Raw genomic sequence first — 16,217 nt, forward strand, 5'->3', positions numbered from 1 at the left:
AACGATGAAATTACTGCATCTGAGCGCCACGCTGATCGCGGCGGGCGTACTGGCGGGCTGTGCCCCGAAGGGACCGGAGCCGCTTTACTACTGGGGTGATTATCAGCAGCAGATCTACAGCTACTACCAGAAAGACAGCGATCCGCAAAAGCAGATTGACGCGCTGAATCTGGACATCGAAAAGGCCAAAGCGGTGAATAAGCCGGTCGCTCCCGGGCTGCATGCGCAGCTGGGTCTGCTGTATGCCCGGAATGGCAACACCGATAAAGCCTTCACCCAGTTTGCCACGGAGAAGCAGCTGTTTCCGGAATCGGCACCGTACATGGACTTTCTGATGAAGAAAAAAGGAGTGACCCAATGAAGAAGCTGATTGCCGCCTGTGGCCTGCTCGCCGCGCTGCTGCTGACCGGCTGTGCCCCGCACAGCAAACCTTTTGATTACAGCGCCTTCCGCGCCAGTAAACCGGCGTCGATTCTGGTGTTGCCTGCGGATAACCGCGCGCCGGATATCAATGCGGCGCACAGTTTTACCTCGCAGGTGACGCAGCCGCTGGCGGAAGCGGGTTACTACGTGTTTCCGGTCGCGGTGGTGGAAGAGACCTTCCAGCAGAACGGCCTGACCAATGGCCATGAAATTCAGGCCGTCAGCACCAAGCGGCTGCATGACATCTTCAACGCCGACAGCGCGCTTTACATCTCCATTGCCGATTACGGCAGCAGCTACCGCGTGATTGACTCGGTGACCACCGTCACCGCCAGCGCGCGGCTGGTGGATCTGCGCAGCGGTAAAGCGCTGTGGCAGGGCGTGGCCACCGCCAGCGATGCGGAAAACAGTAATAACAATAACAGCGGCCTGATCGGCATGCTGGTTGCGGCGGCGGTCAATCAGATCGTCAGCAACGTCAGCGATAAAGCCCACACCATCGCCGGTGTCGCCAGTGCCCGTCTGCTAGCGCAGAACGAGAACGGCGGTTTGCTGCCCGGACCGCGTTATAAAGCGGCGGTAACCCGCTAATGTGTTGCCGCGGCGGTTGCCAAACCGCCGCGGTATTCAGGTGCCCGGCAGCTCCAGCTTGCTGTAACCCAGACCATTCATTTTGCGCACTTTGATCTGCACCGGAATGCGCTCTTTCATCGCCTCCACGTGACTGATCACGCCAATGGTTTTGCCACTGGCGTTGAGCGCATCCAGCGCATCCAGTGCCGCATCCAGCGTCTGCGCATCCAGCGTGCCAAAGCCCTCATCCAGAAACAGCGACTCAATGCGCGTTTTGTGGCTGACCAGATCGGACAGCGCCAGCGCCAGCGCCAGGCTCACGAGGAAACTTTCGCCGCCTGACAGCGTACGCGTATCGCGCGTGGCATCACCCTGCCAGGTATCCACCACCTCCAGCTCCAGTTCATCGCTGAGACGTCGCTGCAGCAGATAGCGGCCGTGCAGCCGATCAAGCTGCCGGTTCGCCAGCCATACCAGGTGATCCAGCGTTAATCCCTGCGCAAAACGGCGGAATTTATCGCCTTTCGCAGAGCCAATTAACTCATTCAGCTGGCTGAGCTGCGCTAACGCCCGGGCGTCGTCGGCGATCTGCGTCAGCAGCGTTTGCTGCTGCTGGCGCAGCCGGGCATCACTGTCCAGCTGCTGCTGCGCCTCGCCCTGCTGACGGGCATTCTCGCGCAGCGCCACGCGCAACGCCTCCAGCTGCGCCGGCAGATCGGCCGCCGCCTCATCACTCAGCGCCGCCGGACGCTGCTGCTGATGCGTATTCAACCGCCGGGTCAGCTGTTCGCTGAGCGTCAGCTGCTGCTGACGCTGCTGATCCAGCGTCTGCAGGCGCTGGCGCAGCAGTGTTGTCTCTGCGGCACTGAGCAGCGCCGCCCGCAGTGCGGCTTCATCGGCGAAGTCGCTCGCCTGCAGCGCCGCACGGAACGTCTCGTCGGCGGTCTGCAGGCGTTCTGCCAGCCGCTGCTGCTGCTGCACCAGCTGTTCACGCTGACCCTGCAGCGTGTGCAGCTGACTCTGGGCCTGCTGCCACTGCTGCAGCTGCTGCGTCAGCGCCTGTTCATGCTGCTGCAGACTGGCCTGCTGCTGCTGACGCGCTTGTGCGGTGCTGCGCGTGCCAAACAGCTGTGCACGCTGCTGCTGCTGCGCCTGTAACTGCTGCTGCATGGTCTGCTGCGCCTGCTGCAGCGCGTCCCGCTGCTGCTGCTCACGACTGACCGCCTGCTGCAGGTTGCTCAGCTCGCTCTCTGCCTTCGCCAGCTGCGGCTGCAGCGCGGCAAGTAACCGCTCACTTTCCTGCCACTGCTGCCAGCGTGTCTGGCAGGCGGCCAGCCAGGCCTCACGCTGCGCCGCCGCCGGCAGGGTGAACTGCCAGACCGCCAGCGCGTCGGTCAGCTGCTGTGTCAGCTGCTGCGCGGCGCGGCGCTCGCCGGAGTGGCGCTGCTGCAGCTCATCCAGCTGCTGCTGCGTGCTGGTCTGCTGCTGCTGCGCCAGCTGCTGTTGCTGCTGCTGGTGCGCCAGTTGCTGCTGCTGCTGCAGATGGGCCTCTCTGGCCTGCTGCAGCGCGGACGCCGCCTGTTCCCGCTGCTGCAGTTGCTGCTGCTGCTGCGTTTCAGTGGCCGCCTGCTGCTGCAGCCAGGCGGTAAATTCATCCTGCTGTTCCAGGGTGAAGGTAAGTGCCAGCTCACTGCACAGCGCCTGCCACTGCGCGCTTGCGCTGGCGATCTGCCGGTCAAGATCGGCGATCTCCTGCTGCAGCGTCTGCTGCTGCTGCTGCGAAAGTTTCTGCTGTTCACCCTTCGCGGTGCCGGCCTCTTTCAGCTGCGCCACGCGGTTTTCCAGCGCCGCCAGCCGCTGCTGATTCTCGCCCGGCTGCAGCTGCTGATAGCGCTCAATCGCCGGATGCTGGCAGGAGCCGCACAGCGGGCAGGGCTGTTCCGGCTGCAGTCTGGCGCGTTCGTCGGCCAGCTGAATAATGGTGCGCTCCAGTTCGCAGATACGGCGAACATCCAGCAGCGCCTGATGCTCGCGTTTGTACGCGTCACGCAGCTGCTGCAGGGCCTGCTCCGCCTGCTGATACTGCTGCTGCTGCTGCGTCAGCTGCTGCTGGCGCTGCGCCCGCTGCGGCTGCAGAGTACGCCACTGCGCAGCCAGCAGCGCCAGCTGCTGACGCGCCGCGCGCTGCTGCTGATGCCGGGCCAGCGCGTCACGCAGCCCGCCACTGCTGGCCGTTTCCTCCAGCGCCGCCAGCGCCTGCTCCGCCTGCTGGCGTTGCTGGCTGGCCTGCGCTTCTGCCTGCTGCAGGGGCCGGGCGGCCCGCTCGCGTTCGGCCTGCGCCTGCTGCAGGGCCGTGACCTGCTGCTGCAGCTGCTGCTGGCGGTGCGCCAGCTCAGCCAGCGTCTGCTCGCGCTCGCTGAGACGCGCCAGATCCGCCTGCCAGCGCGTCAGCGCCGGGCCCCATTCTGCGGTGCGGGCTTCCTGCGCCTGAAATGCCTGCTGCTGCGCCAGCTGTTGTTGTAAGCGCTCACTCGCCTGCTGATGCTGCGCCAGCGCCTGCTGGCTCTGTTCCAGCGTTTGCTGCTGGCCAGCCAGCAGACGCTGCTGCTCACTGAGCTGCTGTGTCAGCGTCTGAATCTGCTGATCGAGCGGAATGACCTGTTCCGTCAGCAGCGTTTCCAGCTGCTGCTGTGCCGCCTGCGCCGCATCACGCGCCTGCCGGGCTGTCTGATACTGTTTTTCATGCTGCGCCAGCGCCGCATCGGCCTGCTGCTGGTGCTGCTGCAGCTGCTGTAACTGCTGCTGCTGCGCAGCGCAATCGTGCTGCAGCTGTTCGCGCTGCTGCAGCTTCTCGCGCAGCTTCTCTGCCGGCTCCGCTCGTGCCAGCCGCTGACGGTCGCTTTCTGCCTGCAACCACGCCTGTTCTGCCGCCTGCAGCGCCTCGCTGGCCTGCTGCTGTTCCTGCGCCAGCTGCTGCGCCTGCGTCAGCCACTGCTGCTGCTGCTGCGCCTGGGCCAGCTGTGCGCTCAGCGTCTGCTCCTGCGCCGTCAGCGCGGTAAGCTGCGCCTGCAGTTCAGCGCGGCGCGCCTCCTCCAGCAGCTGCATACTGCCGGCGCGGGCGCGCAGCGTTTCCAGCTCGCTGCGCGCATGGCGCCACTGTTCGAATATCTGTACGGAAATCCGGCCGTAAATTTCAGTGCCGGTCAGCTCTTCCAGCAGTTCGGCCCGTTCGCCCGGTCGGGCATTAAGAAACGCGGCGAACTGCCCCTGCGACAGCATCATGGAGCGGGTAAAGCGGGCAAAGTCCAGCCCCGACAGCGTTTCAATTGCTTTCAGCTTGTCGCTGACTTTATCGGCAACAATCTGGTTATCCGCCACGCGCGCCAGCTCGACGCGCGGGGCCTGCAGTTTGCCGTCCACCTGGCCGCGGGCGCGGTTCTGACTCCAGAAAGCGCGCCAGGCTTCGCCCTTGATTTCAAACTCCACCTCCGCCAGGCATTCAGCGGTGTCGCGCGTCATCAGCTGGTTTTCACTCTGTGACAGACCGCCGAGGCGCGGCGTCTGGTGATAGAGCGCCAGACAGATGGCATCAAGCAGGGTGGTTTTGCCGGCACCGGTGGCCCCGGTAATCGCGAACAGGCCGTTGCTGGCAAACGGCTCCTCGCGGAAATCAATCCGCCATTCACCGCGCAGCGCATTGAGGTTTTTGAAGCGTAACGTCAGAATTTTCATGCAGAGGGATCCTCCAGCGCCGCCAGCGTACTGCGGAACAGCCGGGTAAGGCTGGCGACGTGATCGGCCTCCAGCTGCGTTTCCTGCGCCAGGCGGCGGGCAAAGACCTCTTCCACTTTCAGTTCGCTCAGCGTCTCATTTTCCAGTCGTTCAAGGCTGGAGCGGCGCAGTTCGCGGCTGCGGCGCACCAGCAGCACCTCAACCGGCAGCGTCGCCGTCAGCTGTTCGATATGGCGCTGCAAATCGCTGAGGTACTCCTGAGTGGTGATTTCAATATCCAGCCACACCGGCTGAGCGGTATCGCCGTCTCTGAACTGCGCCAGCTGCGCTTCAAGCTCTGCCATCGACCCTTTCAGCACGCGCAGCGGCTGAAACAGTGGCACCGTCAGTGGCGTCACGCTGTCGAGCCCGCTGCTGAAGCTGAGCAGAAAAACGCTTTTGTCGCGCCCGGCTTCATCAAAGCTGAGCGGAATCGGTGAGCCGCTGTAGCGGATGTGGTCGCTGTTGGCAATGCGCTGCGGACGGTGAATGTGGCCGAGCGCGATGTAATCCGCTGGCGGAAACGCCTGTGCCGGAAAGGCATCCAGCGTGCCGATGTAGATATCACGCACCGAGTCGCTTTTGCTGACGCCCACGGTGGTGAGGTGGCCGGTGGCAATGATCGGCAGCGGTTCGCCCAGCGCGTCACGCTGCGCCTGAGCGGCGGCATAGCAGTGCTGATAGTGCTGGCCGATGGCCTCCAGCAGGGAGCGCTGTTTTTCCCGTCCGGACTGGCCGGCTTTGCTGCGCAGAATGTCGCGCGGACGCAGATACGGAATGGCACACAGCACCGCACCCGGCGTGCCGTCGCGCCGCGACAGGGTAAGCACCTGCTGCTCGCCGCCCGGCGTCGCACTGGTAATAACGCGGGTGTTCAGGCAGGCCAGCAGTTCGCGTGACTCATTCAGCGTGGCGACCGAATCATGATTGCCCGCCAGCACAATCAGCTGACAGCCGGTAGGCTGCAGCGCGACGACAAAGCGGTTAAACATCTCGCGCGCATAGCTGGGCGGTGTGCCGGTATCAAACAGATCGCCGGCAATGATCAGCGCATCCACCGCGTGCTGCGTTATCTGCTGCAGAAGCCAGTCAAGGAAGGCCTGATGTTCCGCAGCGCGGCTTTTGCTGTAAAAGAACTGGCCGAGGTGCCAGTCGGCGGTGTGAATGATGCGCATGGCGGTTTCCTGCGGGTAAAACGAGGGGGCAAGTATAACGGCTTCGGGGATAAAGGAAAAAAACCGATTTTGATTGTCACATTTCTGTTTTTTATCTATTTATCACGGGTTGGGTTTTTCATAAAAGTGTCATAAAACTGACGCATAATGACGCCGCAAATCCCAGTGACAGCGTGTCACAACAGCAGGAGTAATAATGGCTAAGCGCATTTTGGTTGTGGAAGACGAAGCTCCCATCCGTGAAATGTTATGTTTCGTGCTGGAACAGAATGATTACCAGCCCATTGAAGCAGAAGATTATGACAGCGCGATTGGCAAGCTGATCGAACCCTGGCCAGATCTGATCCTGCTGGACTGGATGTTACCTGGCGGCAGCGGCATTCAGTTCATTAAACACCTGAAACGTGAAGCCATGACGCGCGATATCCCGGTGATGATGCTGACGGCGCGCGGCGAAGAGGAAGATCGCGTGCGCGGTCTGGAAGTGGGGGCCGATGATTACATCACCAAGCCGTTCTCGCCGAAAGAGCTGATGGCGCGGATTAAAGCGGTGATGCGGCGTATCTCGCCGATGGCGGTGGAAGAAGTGATTGAGATGCAGGGCCTGAGCCTCGATCCCTCCTCGCATCGCGTGATGTCTGAGACCACCCCGCTGGAGATGGGCCCGACCGAATACAAACTGCTGCACTTCTTTATGACCCACCCGGAGCGCGTTTACAGCCGCGAACAGCTGCTCAACCACGTCTGGGGTACCAACGTCTACGTAGAAGATCGCACCGTGGATGTGCATATCCGTCGTTTACGCAAAGCGCTGGAGATTTCCGGCCACGATCGCATGGTTCAAACCGTTCGCGGAACAGGGTATCGTTTCTCTGCCCGCTACTAAACGGAGTGCTCTGCCGTGCTGGAACGACTCTCCTGGAAGAGATTACTGACCGAGCTGGCGCTGGTCTGTCTGCCTGCGCTGCTGCTGGGGCTGTTAACCGGCTATCTGCCGTGGCTGCTGTTACTGGCGGTGTGCGGCATCCTGTTTTGGCACTTCAAAAACCTGATGCGACTGTCGCACTGGCTGTGGGTGGATCGCTCCATGACACCGCCCACCGGCAGCGGCAGCTGGGAGCCGCTGTTTTATGGTCTGTATCAGATGCAGCTGCGCAACCGCCGCCGCCGGCGCGAGCTGGGAAACCTGATCAAACGGTTTCGCAGTGGTGCCGAATCACTGCCTGACGCCGTTGTTCTGACCACCGAAGAGGGCACCATTTTCTGGTGTAACGGTCTGGCACAGCAGCATCTGGGGCTGCGCTGGCCGGAAGATAACGGCCAGAACATCCTTAATCTGCTGCGCTACCCTGAATTTTCCCGCTATATCCGCCAGCGCGACTTTAATAAGCCGCTGACCGTGGTGCTGAATAATCAGCATCATATGGAGTTCCGCGTCATGCCTTACAGTGAAGGGCAGTGGCTGATGGTGGCGCGCGACGTGACGCAGATGCACCAGCTAGAGGGCGCACGCCGTAACTTTTTTGCCAACGTCAGCCATGAGCTGCGCACGCCGCTGACCGTGCTGCAGGGATATCTGGAGATGATGGATGACGAGGGCATGAATGCGCGCACGCGCAGTAAAGCGCTGAGCACCATGCAGGAGCAGACGCGCCGCATGGATAGCCTGGTAAAACAGCTGCTGACGCTGTCGCGCATTGAAGCTGCCCCGGCCATCGATCTGAAAGAGACCGTGGATGTGCCCACTATGCTGCTGCTGCTGCAGCGCGAAGCTGAAGCGCTGAGCCACGGCCGTCACCATATCTATTTCCATACCGATCCGCATCTGCGGGTGTTTGGCAACGACGAGCAGCTGCGCAGCGCCATCTCTAACCTGGTGTATAACGCGGTAAACCATACGCCGGAAGGTACGCGAATTGACATCAGCTGGCTGCGGACAAAGCAGGGCGCACAGTTCAAAGTGTGCGATGACGGGCCGGGTATCAGTGAGGAGCATTTACCGCGCCTGACCGAGCGCTTCTACCGCGTGGATAAAGCACGTTCGCGCGCCACCGGCGGCAGCGGGCTGGGGCTGGCGATTGTGAAGCACGCGCTGGGGCATCACAACTCCCGTCTGGAGATCAGCAGCATTCCGCATCGCGAAACCTGCTTCAGTTTCCTGCTGCCGCCGCGCCTGATTGTGGCGGACGGCGTACACGAAAAGGTGAGCTGAGGACAGGCGGCAACAGATCGCAGGCTGCGGTAAGCGGCCATCCCGCCAGCGCTGCTGTTGCTGTTATGCGCCGCTGGCGGCGGCACCCGGCTACGGGATGCCGCACGCGCGAAGCCGGACGTTACGCGGCAGAGATGCCGTGTGGTGGGCCCACCGGAAGGCGGACGAGACCGTTCCCGGCGCGTCCACCCGCCGCGTCAGCCGGCTTTCCTGACCTCAGACGATAGCTGTTGCGCTGAATTAACCTGTTTCAGCGCCTTCCGGTCTGTTTGCCGAAGCCGGTTGCGCATCGCGGCAGAGCGCTCCAGAATGTGCGTTTTACTGCTGGCTCCCTTTATCTGAATGGCGGATCTGCCGATGAAATCGCTGCTGCTCTCCTTTTTGCTGCTGTGCGCCACGCTGGCGCAGGCACAGCAAACCATGCTGACCGGGAATCTGAGTAGCGTGGGTTCCGATACGCTCGGCTATCTGATGACGCTATGGGGAGAGGATTTCAGCCGCCAGTCGCCCGGCGTTAATGTCCAGGTGCAGGCGGCGGGCTCCTCAACCGCACCGACGGCGCTGGCCGCGGGCGCCGCTCAGCTGGGGGCCATGAGCCGCCCCATGCAGGCGGATGAGCGTCAGCTGTTTATCGCCCGCTATGGCTATCCGCCGCTGGCCGTACCGGTGGCGATGGACGCGCTGGTGGTGGTCGTCAATCAGGACAATCCGCTGCCGCACATCAGCCAGCCGCAGCTGGATGCACTCTTCTCTGTCACCCGCCTGTGCGGTGCCGGCCAGGTGCCACAGCGCTGGGGCGACCTTGGCCTTCGCGATACGCACTGGGCAATGCGCGGAATTCAGCGCTTTGGCCGTAATTCCGCGTCCGGCACCTGGGGGTTTTTCAAACAGCAGGCGCTGTGCCGCGGCGATTTTCGCGCCGATGTGGCGGAGTTCCCCGGATCGGCCGCCGTAGTGCAGGCTGTGGCCAGTACGCCTGACAGCATCGGCTATGCCAGCTTTGGCTTCCACCTGAGCGGCGTCAAAATGGTGCCGGTGGTTACCGCGTCGGGCAGCAGCGTTATGCCGGATGCGGAATCGATCCGCAGCGGCCGCTATCCGTGGTCGCGTCCACTCTACATCTATGTCAACAAAGCGCCGGGTAAACCGCTGCCACCGCTGGTGGAGGCTTTCCTGCATCAGGTACTTTCGGCGCAGGGACAGCGCCGGGTGACTGAAGCGGGCTATCTGCCCCTTTCCGACAGCCAGATAAAGCAGGCGCGCGCCGCGATTGAAGAAAAGTAATGCCGCCCAGCTGAAGATGAATTTTTTTCAACACAGCTGAAATTTCTTCCATTGCCGGATGCCCGCCTGCATGTCACTCTTCTTGGACATATAGCCATCCAGATGGCCGTGAATAACGTAACGAAATGATATCCTGGCGGAATCATCCGCCGATGAGGAGTGACATTATGCAACGCAATACCGCCCCGTTCCGTGCTGACACCGTTGGCAGCTTTCTGCGCCCTGCAGCGATTAAACAGGCGCGCGAACAGTTTGCCGCCGGTGAAATCAGTGCGGATCAGCTGCGCCAGACCGAAGATGAGGCCATTCGTCAGGTCGTCGCCCGCCAGCGTGAGAATGGATTACAGGTGGTAACGGACGGTGAATTCCGCCGTGCCTGGTGGCACTTCGATTTCTTTGGCGATCTGCACGGCGTAGAGCTGTTTGAAGCAGAGCAGGGCATTCAGTTCAATGGCGTGCAGACCAAAGCGCACGGTGTCAAAGTCACCGGTAAAGTCGCCTTTAACCCGCAGCACCCGATGCTGGAGCACTTTCGCTTCCTGCAAAGCGTGGCCGGCGATGCCGTCGCGAAAATGACCATTCCGAGCCCGAGCGTGCTGCACTTCCGCGGCGGGCGCAAGGTGATCGATGCCACAGTCTATCCGGATCTCGACGCTTACTTTGCTGACCTCGCGCAGACTTATAAGGACGCCATCCACGCCTTCTATGCCGCCGGCTGCCGCTACCTGCAACTGGACGACACCGTATGGGCCTACCTCTGTTCCACGGAACAGCAGCAGCAGATTCGCGAACGCGGCGACGATCCGCAGGCGCTGGCGCGCACCTATGCGCAGGTGCTGAACACCGCGCTAGAGGGCAAGCCTGACGATCTGACCGTCGGTCTGCATGTGTGCCGCGGCAATTTCCGCTCGACGTGGATCTCGGAAGGCGGCTATGAACCGGTCGCGGAAATCCTGTTTGGCGGCGTGAACATCGATGCCTTTTTCCTGGAATATGACAATGAACGCTCCGGCGGTTTTGAGCCGCTGCGCTTCATCAAGCCCGGCCATCAGCAGGTGGTGCTGGGGCTGATTACCACCAAAACCGGTGAGCTGGAAGATCCGGCGCAGGTGAAGGCGCGTCTGCAGGAAGCGGCCCGCTATGTCAGCCTCGACCAAATCTGCCTCAGCCCGCAGTGCGGCTTTGCCTCAACCGAAGAGGGCAACAGCCTGACCGAGGCGCAGCAGTGGCAGAAGATTCGTCTGGTCGTCGATATCGCCCGACAGGTGTGGTAAGGGTGTAAATCTGTGCAGACAGGCGCGTAAATCGCGCCTTTTGTGCAAATGCTGCCGCTTTTTTGCAAAGAGATCTCCGGCGTTGCGGAAACTTTAAACACATCATCTGAGGTGTTTTCTCACTATTCCCTCCTGATCCACTACTCAGACGGGCATTCTTGCTATATCCTTCTGGTTTTCCGATCCCGTATTGCCTTTCTTCGCTATAAACGTTTTAATTTGCGCCGTTGTCAATTTATCCCTCTGTGAACAGAAGAAAAGCAGTTTAAATCACCTGCGCTGTACCGATTCGGCCCGCATATCGCACTGGTCCTGCCAGATAAGCCATTGTTTTCGCGCATTCAGGGGACAACACAAACCCAACTTCCACCGCAACATCAGCTACAGGCAGTACAGAAGTTTATGACATACCGTTTAACCACCAAGGATATCCTGGCGCTGGGCTTCATGACGTTTGCCCTGTTTGTTGGCGCGGGTAATATCATCTTCCCGCCCATGGTCGGGATTCAGTCTGGCGAACACGTCTGGATTGCCGCGCTTGGCTTCCTGATTACCGCTGTGGGGCTGCCGGTGATGACCGTCATCGCCCTGGCCCGCGTAGGCGGCGGCATCGACGCACTCAGCTCACCGATTGGCAAAGCGGCAGGTCTGCTGCTGGCGACCGTCTGCTACCTGGCCGTTGGTCCGCTGTTCGCGACACCGCGTACCGCCACCGTCTCTTTTGAAGTGGGCATTGCACCGCTGACCGGCGATGGCCCGCTGCCGCTGTTTATCTACAGCCTGATCTACTTTGTGCTGGTGATCGGCATTTCGCTTTATCCAGGCAAACTGCTGGACACCGTGGGGCATTTCCTCGCACCGCTGAAAATCGTCGCCCTGACGGTACTGGGCGTGGCTGCGCTGCTCTGGCCAGCGGGTGGTCTGTCACCGGCTACCGCAGATTATCAGCGCGCGGCCTTCTCAAGCGGCTTCGTCAATGGTTATCTGACCATGGACACGCTGGGTGCGCTGGTGTTCGGCATCGTCATCGTTAACGCGGCGCGTTCACGCGGCGTGGAAGATGCAAAACTGCTGACCCGTTACACCATGCTGGCAGGCATCATTGCCGGGGTGGGCCTGACGCTGGTGTACCTGAGCCTGTTCAAGCTGGGTTCCGACAGCGGCGCGATTGTTGAACAGCAGGCGAACGGCGCGGCGATTCTGCATGCGTACGTGCAGAAAACCTTTGGCGGCATGGGTAGCCTGTTTCTGGCGGCGCTGATCTTCGTTGCCTGTATGGTGACCGCCGTGGGCCTGACCTGCGCCTGTGCAGAATTCTTTGCGCAATACCTGCCGTTGTCGTATAAAGCGCTGGTGTTTATTCTGGGTCTGTTCTCAATGCTGGTGTCGAATCTTGGCCTGAGCCAGCTGATTCAGATCTCTATCCCGGTACTGACGGCGATTTATCCGCCGTGCATCGTGCTGGTGGTGCTGAGCTTCACCCTGAACTGGTGGAACCGCAGTACGCGCATTATCGCACCGGTCATGCTGGTCAGCCTGCTGTTTGGTATTGTTGACGCCATCAAAACCACCAGCTTTAAAGATGCGCTGCCGCTGTTCTGTCAGAACCTGCCGCTGGCCGATCAGGGACTCTCCTGGCTGCCACCGTCGCTGGCGATGCTGGTGATTGCGGCGGTCGTTGACCGGGTGAAAGGGCGCCGGCAGGTGGCCGTTCAGCACTAAACGACATTGTTGTTATTTTCGACCACGGGCTTGCCCGTGGTTTTTTCATTTCCACAGGTACTGTTTGTTATGCAAGAAACCAATAAGCTCAAACGCGGACTGAGCACTCGCCACATCCGTTTTATGGCGCTGGGATCGGCAATCGGCACGGGGCTGTTTTACGGTTCGGCTGATGCCATCCAGATGGCCGGGCCCAGCGTACTGCTGGCATACATCATTGGCGGTGCCGTGGCGTACATCATCATGCGTGCGCTCGGTGAGATGTCTGTAAACAATCCGCAGGCCAGCTCCTTCTCCCGCTATGCGCAGGATTACCTTGGGCCGCTGGCAGGCTACATCACCGGCTGGACCTACTGTTTTGAAATCCTGATTGTGGCAATTGCCGACGTGACGGCTTTTGGTATCTACATGGGCGTCTGGTTCCCCGATGTGCCGCACTGGATCTGGGTGTTGTCGGTGGTGCTGATCATCGGCGGCATCAACCTGATGAGCGTGAAAGTGTTTGGCGAAGTGGAGTTCTGGTTCTCCTTCTTCAAAGTGGCCACCATTATCATCATGATTGTGGCCGGCTTCGGCATGATTTTCTGGGGCATCGGCAACGGCGGTCAGCCGACCGGTATCCATAATCTGTGGAGCAACGGCGGCTTCTTCGCTCACGGCGTGGTGGGCATGCTGCTTTCGCTGCAGATGGTGATGTTTGCCTATGGCGGCATCGAAATCATCGGTATCACCGCCGGTGAAGCCGAGGAGCCCGCGAAGTCCATACCGCGCGCCATTAACTCTGTGCCGCTGCGCATCCTGGTGTTTTACGTGGGGACGCTGTTCGTCATCATGTCGATTTATCCGTGGAATCAGGTGGGCACGGCAGGCAGCCCGTTTGTGCTGACCTTCCAGCACCTTGGCATTGCGGCGGCGGCATCCATTCTTAACTTTGTGGTGCTGACGGCTTCGCTGTCCGCCATCAACAGCGATGTGTTCGGCGTAGGGCGTATGCTGCACGGCATGGCGCAGCAGGGCCATGCACCGCAGATCTTTCAGAAGGTCTCGGCGCGCGGGATTCCGTGGGTCACGGTGCTGGTGATGATGACGGCGATGCTGATTGCGGTGTACCTCAACTACCTGATGCCGGAAAAAGTCTTCCTGGTGATCGCCTCGCTGGCGACATTTGCCACCGTGTGGGTGTGGATTATGATTCTGCTGTCGCAGATTGCCTTCCGTCGCAGAATCGGCAAAACGCAGGCCAGCCAGCTGCAGTTTGCGCTGCCGGGCGGCAGTGCCACCGCGTGGGTTGGCGTGCTGTTTCTGGCCTTTATCATCGGGCTGATTGGCTACTTCCCGGATACGCGCGTCTCGCTGTACGTGGGCTTTGCGTGGATTGTGCTGTTGCTGCTGACCTGGCCGCTGGCGAAAAAACGTCAGCGCTAATCGCGCTTCTCTCCGGCGGCTCAATCGGGCCGCCTGTTTCCGCTTTTTTCTTCGCCTGCTTTTCTCCCGGTAAAAAAAATCCCGGCGCGTCCTGTCGCCGAAAAAAGTGTCAAAGGAGAAAAAAAGGAAGTCATGCTAAGGGGATGATTGACCCCCAAAGAATACCCGAAAATTCATTCGCTTAGACGGTTATTTCCAAATATAGAAAAGTCGCAGAGGCGGGCGCAAATTGCCTGACGCCGGCTAATCAGAATCTGCGCAACTGATAAGCCAGCCGACAGGCTGGCGCGGAACCGGGTTTCAGGACTGTGGGTATGTCACGGGCATCAGCGCCCGGCGATCTATCGCTTTACGCAGTTTTTCCAGCGTGGATTGATAAGGGCAGAGCGTGCCGGCGACGGTAACCTGACAGTTTTGCTGATGCCACTCCTCGCGCAGCAGTGGATGGCGATCGTCCACCGGCGTCAGCTGACGCAGCGCCTCCAGGCTCTGCGCCTGAAAATAGATGCGCAACAGCGGCTGGTGCGTCTGCGTATCGCGCCAGCGCTCAAACACCAGACTGCCGCCGGGCGGGATATTACCGCGTGCATAGCCCGGCAGCTGCCAGCTGAAGCCGATCAGCGTGCGCACCATGGCGATATTGGTATCGTGCGCCACCAGCAGCAGCCAGCGGGTATCCGGTGTGGCAGGCCGATCCTCCAGACTCTTCACCACCGCATCCAGCAGGATTGAGCCGCGCTTTTGCGCGAGGTAAGGCACATCATTACTGAGATCGTAACTGGCGGTCTGCAGCGGCAGCAGGTCGCTGATTTGCTGCGCGTCGGTAATATGACCCCATGCCAGCTGCTCAGAGGGCAGATTCTCACTCCAGCCAAGGCGCAGCGTCTCCGTCATGCTTGCCAGCACGCTCAGCCCCTGCACCCAGGTATGCCCGCTGCGCGTCTGCTTCAGCTGCCAGGGCTGCTCAAATATCCCGCAGTGCGTCGGGCACACCGCCTGTTGCAGCAGCCGGATAGCCGGCTGTAAGCGCTGCTGCAGAGCCGCAAGATCGCCAGCCCGCGCGGCTACGGCGGCACGCTCCTGTGCCGGGTCAGTTTGTGCGAACGGAAAGTGGCTGCTCTGGAACAGCGGATCGCTATCCGCCGCCACCCGATGCACCGGCACGTCACAGCCGGGGAAGGCGCCGGCCATAAGCGCGGTGGCGGTGGCCTGCGTGCGCTGCAGCGGACTGGCGCGCACGTAGACCTGGCGGGCAGCGGGGCAGCCGGCGTGCAGCAGCCCCAGCTGCCGATAGTGTTCGCCCTGCCAGCGGCCGATATTTTTTACGGCGGCCTCGCCGTGCGGGGTCAGTTCACCGTCGGCAGTGGTCCAGCGCGGCCAGGGTTGCCCGGTCGCCGCTTCTATCTCTTTGCGGTTACCGGCAGTCGGCGGCCGTACGCCGTGCCGGCTGATCTCCACCACTTTTTCCAGCTGATAGCGCGCCGCGGACTGCGCCGGCAGCGCCAGCACAGCCAGCAGGGCGCTGATGCAGAGCTGGCGTATCACAGCGTGGGCTGCTCAGGCAGCAGCGCCCGGAGTTGCGGATAGAGTTCAGCATTGGCCAGCAGCACCGGATTACCGCGCTTTAACCCCTCATGGCTGAGGTAATCGTTTGTGAGGCCGCCCGCTTCACGCATCAGTACAATGCCGGGCAAACCGTCCCACGGGTTCATATGGGCTTCGTAATACCCCAGCAGACGGCCCGCTGCAGCCCAGGCGCTCATCAGTGCACCGGAGCCGTTGCGGATAAACATGCCGCCCTGCGCCAGCAGCGCGTCGATAAAGCTGGTCAGCGCCGCCGCCGGCTGACTGTTGGAGCTGCTCAGTCCCAGCAGGCCCTGATTAAGCTGCTGCGCGCTGTGCGCGTGGATGCGCTTATCGTTCACCCACGCGCCTTTGCCACGGCAGGCATGAAAGGTTTCCTGATGATTGGGATCGCTGACCACGCCAATTACCGCTTCGTTTTCGCAGACAATCGCCAGCGCAACGCACCAGTTATGCAGGCCGTTAAGAAAGCTGCTGGTGCCGTCGATGGGATCAACCACCCAGATAAAGCGCGCGCCGCTTATTTCACCGCCGCTCTCTTCGCCCAGCACCGCATCGTCAGGGAAGCGTTCGTGGATCAGATGCTTCACCAGCTGCTCGACGTTGCGGTCCGCTTCACTGACCACATCCTGCAGATCTTTTTTATGTTCTGTCACCAGCTGATGGCGCTGCTGATACCACGCCATAGCACGACTGGCGGCAGTTCTGGCGACATCGCAGGCAAAATGATAGCGTGCGTCAAGTTCGTTTAGCGTGGCTGATGACATCTTTCCC

The 16,217-nt window shown here is 61.0% G+C and carries 12 protein-coding genes; 8 read left to right on the plus strand and 4 right to left on the minus strand.

All coding sequences use genetic code 11. From position 1 onward, the window contains the following. Positions 1-4 precede the first annotated feature (4 nt). Together D8B20_RS04320 and D8B20_RS04325 are read left to right on the plus strand one after the other, a co-directional pair. Entirely contained in the window at positions 5-361 is a 357-nt protein-coding gene (locus tag D8B20_RS04320) for a DUF4810 domain-containing protein (RefSeq protein ID WP_145887452.1), read from the plus strand. Continuing rightward, a complete protein-coding gene (locus tag D8B20_RS04325; protein WP_145887454.1) occupies positions 358-1,014 on the plus strand; it encodes a DUF799 domain-containing protein in 657 nt (218 codons plus the stop codon). Before D8B20_RS04320 ends, D8B20_RS04325 begins: the two co-directional genes overlap by 4 nt. A gap of 36 nt (positions 1,015-1,050) precedes the next feature. Here D8B20_RS04325 and D8B20_RS04330 read toward each other — a convergent pair whose 3' ends face one another. Then, entirely contained in the window at positions 1,051-4,728 is a 3,678-nt protein-coding gene (locus D8B20_RS04330) for an SbcC/MukB-like Walker B domain-containing protein (protein ID WP_145887456.1), read from the minus strand. Beyond that, positions 4,725-5,942 carry an exonuclease subunit SbcD gene (gene sbcD, locus D8B20_RS04335; protein ID WP_145887458.1) on the minus strand — a complete coding sequence of 406 codons (1,218 nt, stop codon included), beginning with the start codon at positions 5,940-5,942 and terminating at the stop codon, positions 4,725-4,727. Before sbcD ends, D8B20_RS04330 begins: the two co-directional genes overlap by 4 nt. A 196-nt stretch (positions 5,943-6,138) precedes the next feature. Here sbcD and phoB point away from each other — a divergent pair, with 196 nt between their 5' ends. The 6 genes from phoB to proY all read left to right on the plus strand — a co-directional run bounded on the left by phoB (position 6,139) and on the right by proY (position 13,859). Continuing rightward, positions 6,139-6,828: a phosphate response regulator transcription factor PhoB gene (gene phoB, locus D8B20_RS04340; protein ID WP_145887460.1), complete on the plus strand. Its 690-nt coding sequence runs from the start codon at positions 6,139-6,141 to the stop codon at positions 6,826-6,828. 15 nt (positions 6,829-6,843) lie between these two features. After that, positions 6,844-8,154 (plus strand): phosphate regulon sensor histidine kinase PhoR, encoded by a 1,311-nt coding sequence (phoR, locus tag D8B20_RS04345; RefSeq protein WP_145887462.1) that lies wholly within the window; start codon positions 6,844-6,846, stop codon positions 8,152-8,154. A gap of 357 nt (positions 8,155-8,511) precedes the next feature. Then, positions 8,512-9,438, plus strand: coding sequence for a PstS family phosphate ABC transporter substrate-binding protein (locus tag D8B20_RS04350; RefSeq protein ID WP_145887464.1), 927 nt, complete (start codon positions 8,512-8,514; stop codon positions 9,436-9,438). 167 nt (positions 9,439-9,605) lie between these two features. Next, the gene (locus tag D8B20_RS04355) at positions 9,606-10,712 is read left to right on the plus strand and encodes a cobalamin-independent methionine synthase II family protein (RefSeq protein WP_145887466.1); all 1,107 of its coding nucleotides are present in this window, start codon (positions 9,606-9,608) and stop codon (positions 10,710-10,712) included. A gap of 402 nt (positions 10,713-11,114) precedes the next feature. After that, entirely contained in the window at positions 11,115-12,434 is a 1,320-nt protein-coding gene (brnQ, locus tag D8B20_RS04360) for a branched-chain amino acid transport system II carrier protein (protein WP_145887468.1), read from the plus strand. 69 nt (positions 12,435-12,503) lie between these two features. Further along, entirely contained in the window at positions 12,504-13,859 is a 1,356-nt protein-coding gene (gene proY, locus D8B20_RS04365; protein ID WP_145887470.1) for a proline-specific permease ProY, read from the plus strand. Between the two features lie 300 nt (positions 13,860-14,159). On the opposite strand, the gene D8B20_RS04370 is transcribed toward proY, so the two are convergent. Continuing rightward, positions 14,160-15,404, minus strand: coding sequence for a histidine-type phosphatase (locus D8B20_RS04370; RefSeq protein ID WP_145887472.1), 1,245 nt, complete (start codon positions 15,402-15,404; stop codon positions 14,160-14,162). After that, entirely contained in the window at positions 15,401-16,210 is an 810-nt protein-coding gene (locus D8B20_RS04375) for an inositol monophosphatase family protein (RefSeq protein WP_145887474.1), read from the minus strand. The genes D8B20_RS04370 and D8B20_RS04375 overlap by 4 nt, the downstream gene beginning before the upstream one ends. Between the last annotated feature and the right edge of the window lie 7 nt (positions 16,211-16,217).

The sequence above is a fragment of the Candidatus Pantoea soli genome (assembly GCF_007833795.1).
Taxonomy (GTDB): Bacteria; Pseudomonadota; Gammaproteobacteria; order Enterobacterales; family Enterobacteriaceae; genus Pantoea; species Pantoea soli.

Excerpts from the sequence above, each read along its gene's own strand:
- D8B20_RS04320 (WP_145887452.1), top strand. The coding sequence starts at position 5 with ATGAAATTACTGCATCTGAGCGCCACGCTGATCGCGGCGGGCGTACTG.
- D8B20_RS04325 (WP_145887454.1), top strand. The coding sequence starts at position 358 with ATGAAGAAGCTGATTGCCGCCTGTGGCCTGCTCGCCGCGCTGCTGCTG.
- D8B20_RS04330 (WP_145887456.1), bottom strand. The coding sequence starts at position 4,728 with ATGAAAATTCTGACGTTACGCTTCAAAAACCTCAATGCGCTGCGCGGT.
- sbcD (WP_145887458.1), bottom strand. The coding sequence starts at position 5,942 with ATGCGCATCATTCACACCGCCGACTGGCACCTCGGCCAGTTCTTTTAC.
- phoB (WP_145887460.1), top strand. The coding sequence starts at position 6,139 with ATGGCTAAGCGCATTTTGGTTGTGGAAGACGAAGCTCCCATCCGTGAA.
- D8B20_RS04350 (WP_145887464.1), top strand. The coding sequence starts at position 8,512 with ATGAAATCGCTGCTGCTCTCCTTTTTGCTGCTGTGCGCCACGCTGGCG.
- D8B20_RS04355 (WP_145887466.1), top strand. The coding sequence starts at position 9,606 with ATGCAACGCAATACCGCCCCGTTCCGTGCTGACACCGTTGGCAGCTTT.
- brnQ (WP_145887468.1), top strand. The coding sequence starts at position 11,115 with ATGACATACCGTTTAACCACCAAGGATATCCTGGCGCTGGGCTTCATG.
- proY (WP_145887470.1), top strand. The coding sequence starts at position 12,504 with ATGCAAGAAACCAATAAGCTCAAACGCGGACTGAGCACTCGCCACATC.
- D8B20_RS04375 (WP_145887474.1), bottom strand. The coding sequence starts at position 16,210 with ATGTCATCAGCCACGCTAAACGAACTTGACGCACGCTATCATTTTGCC.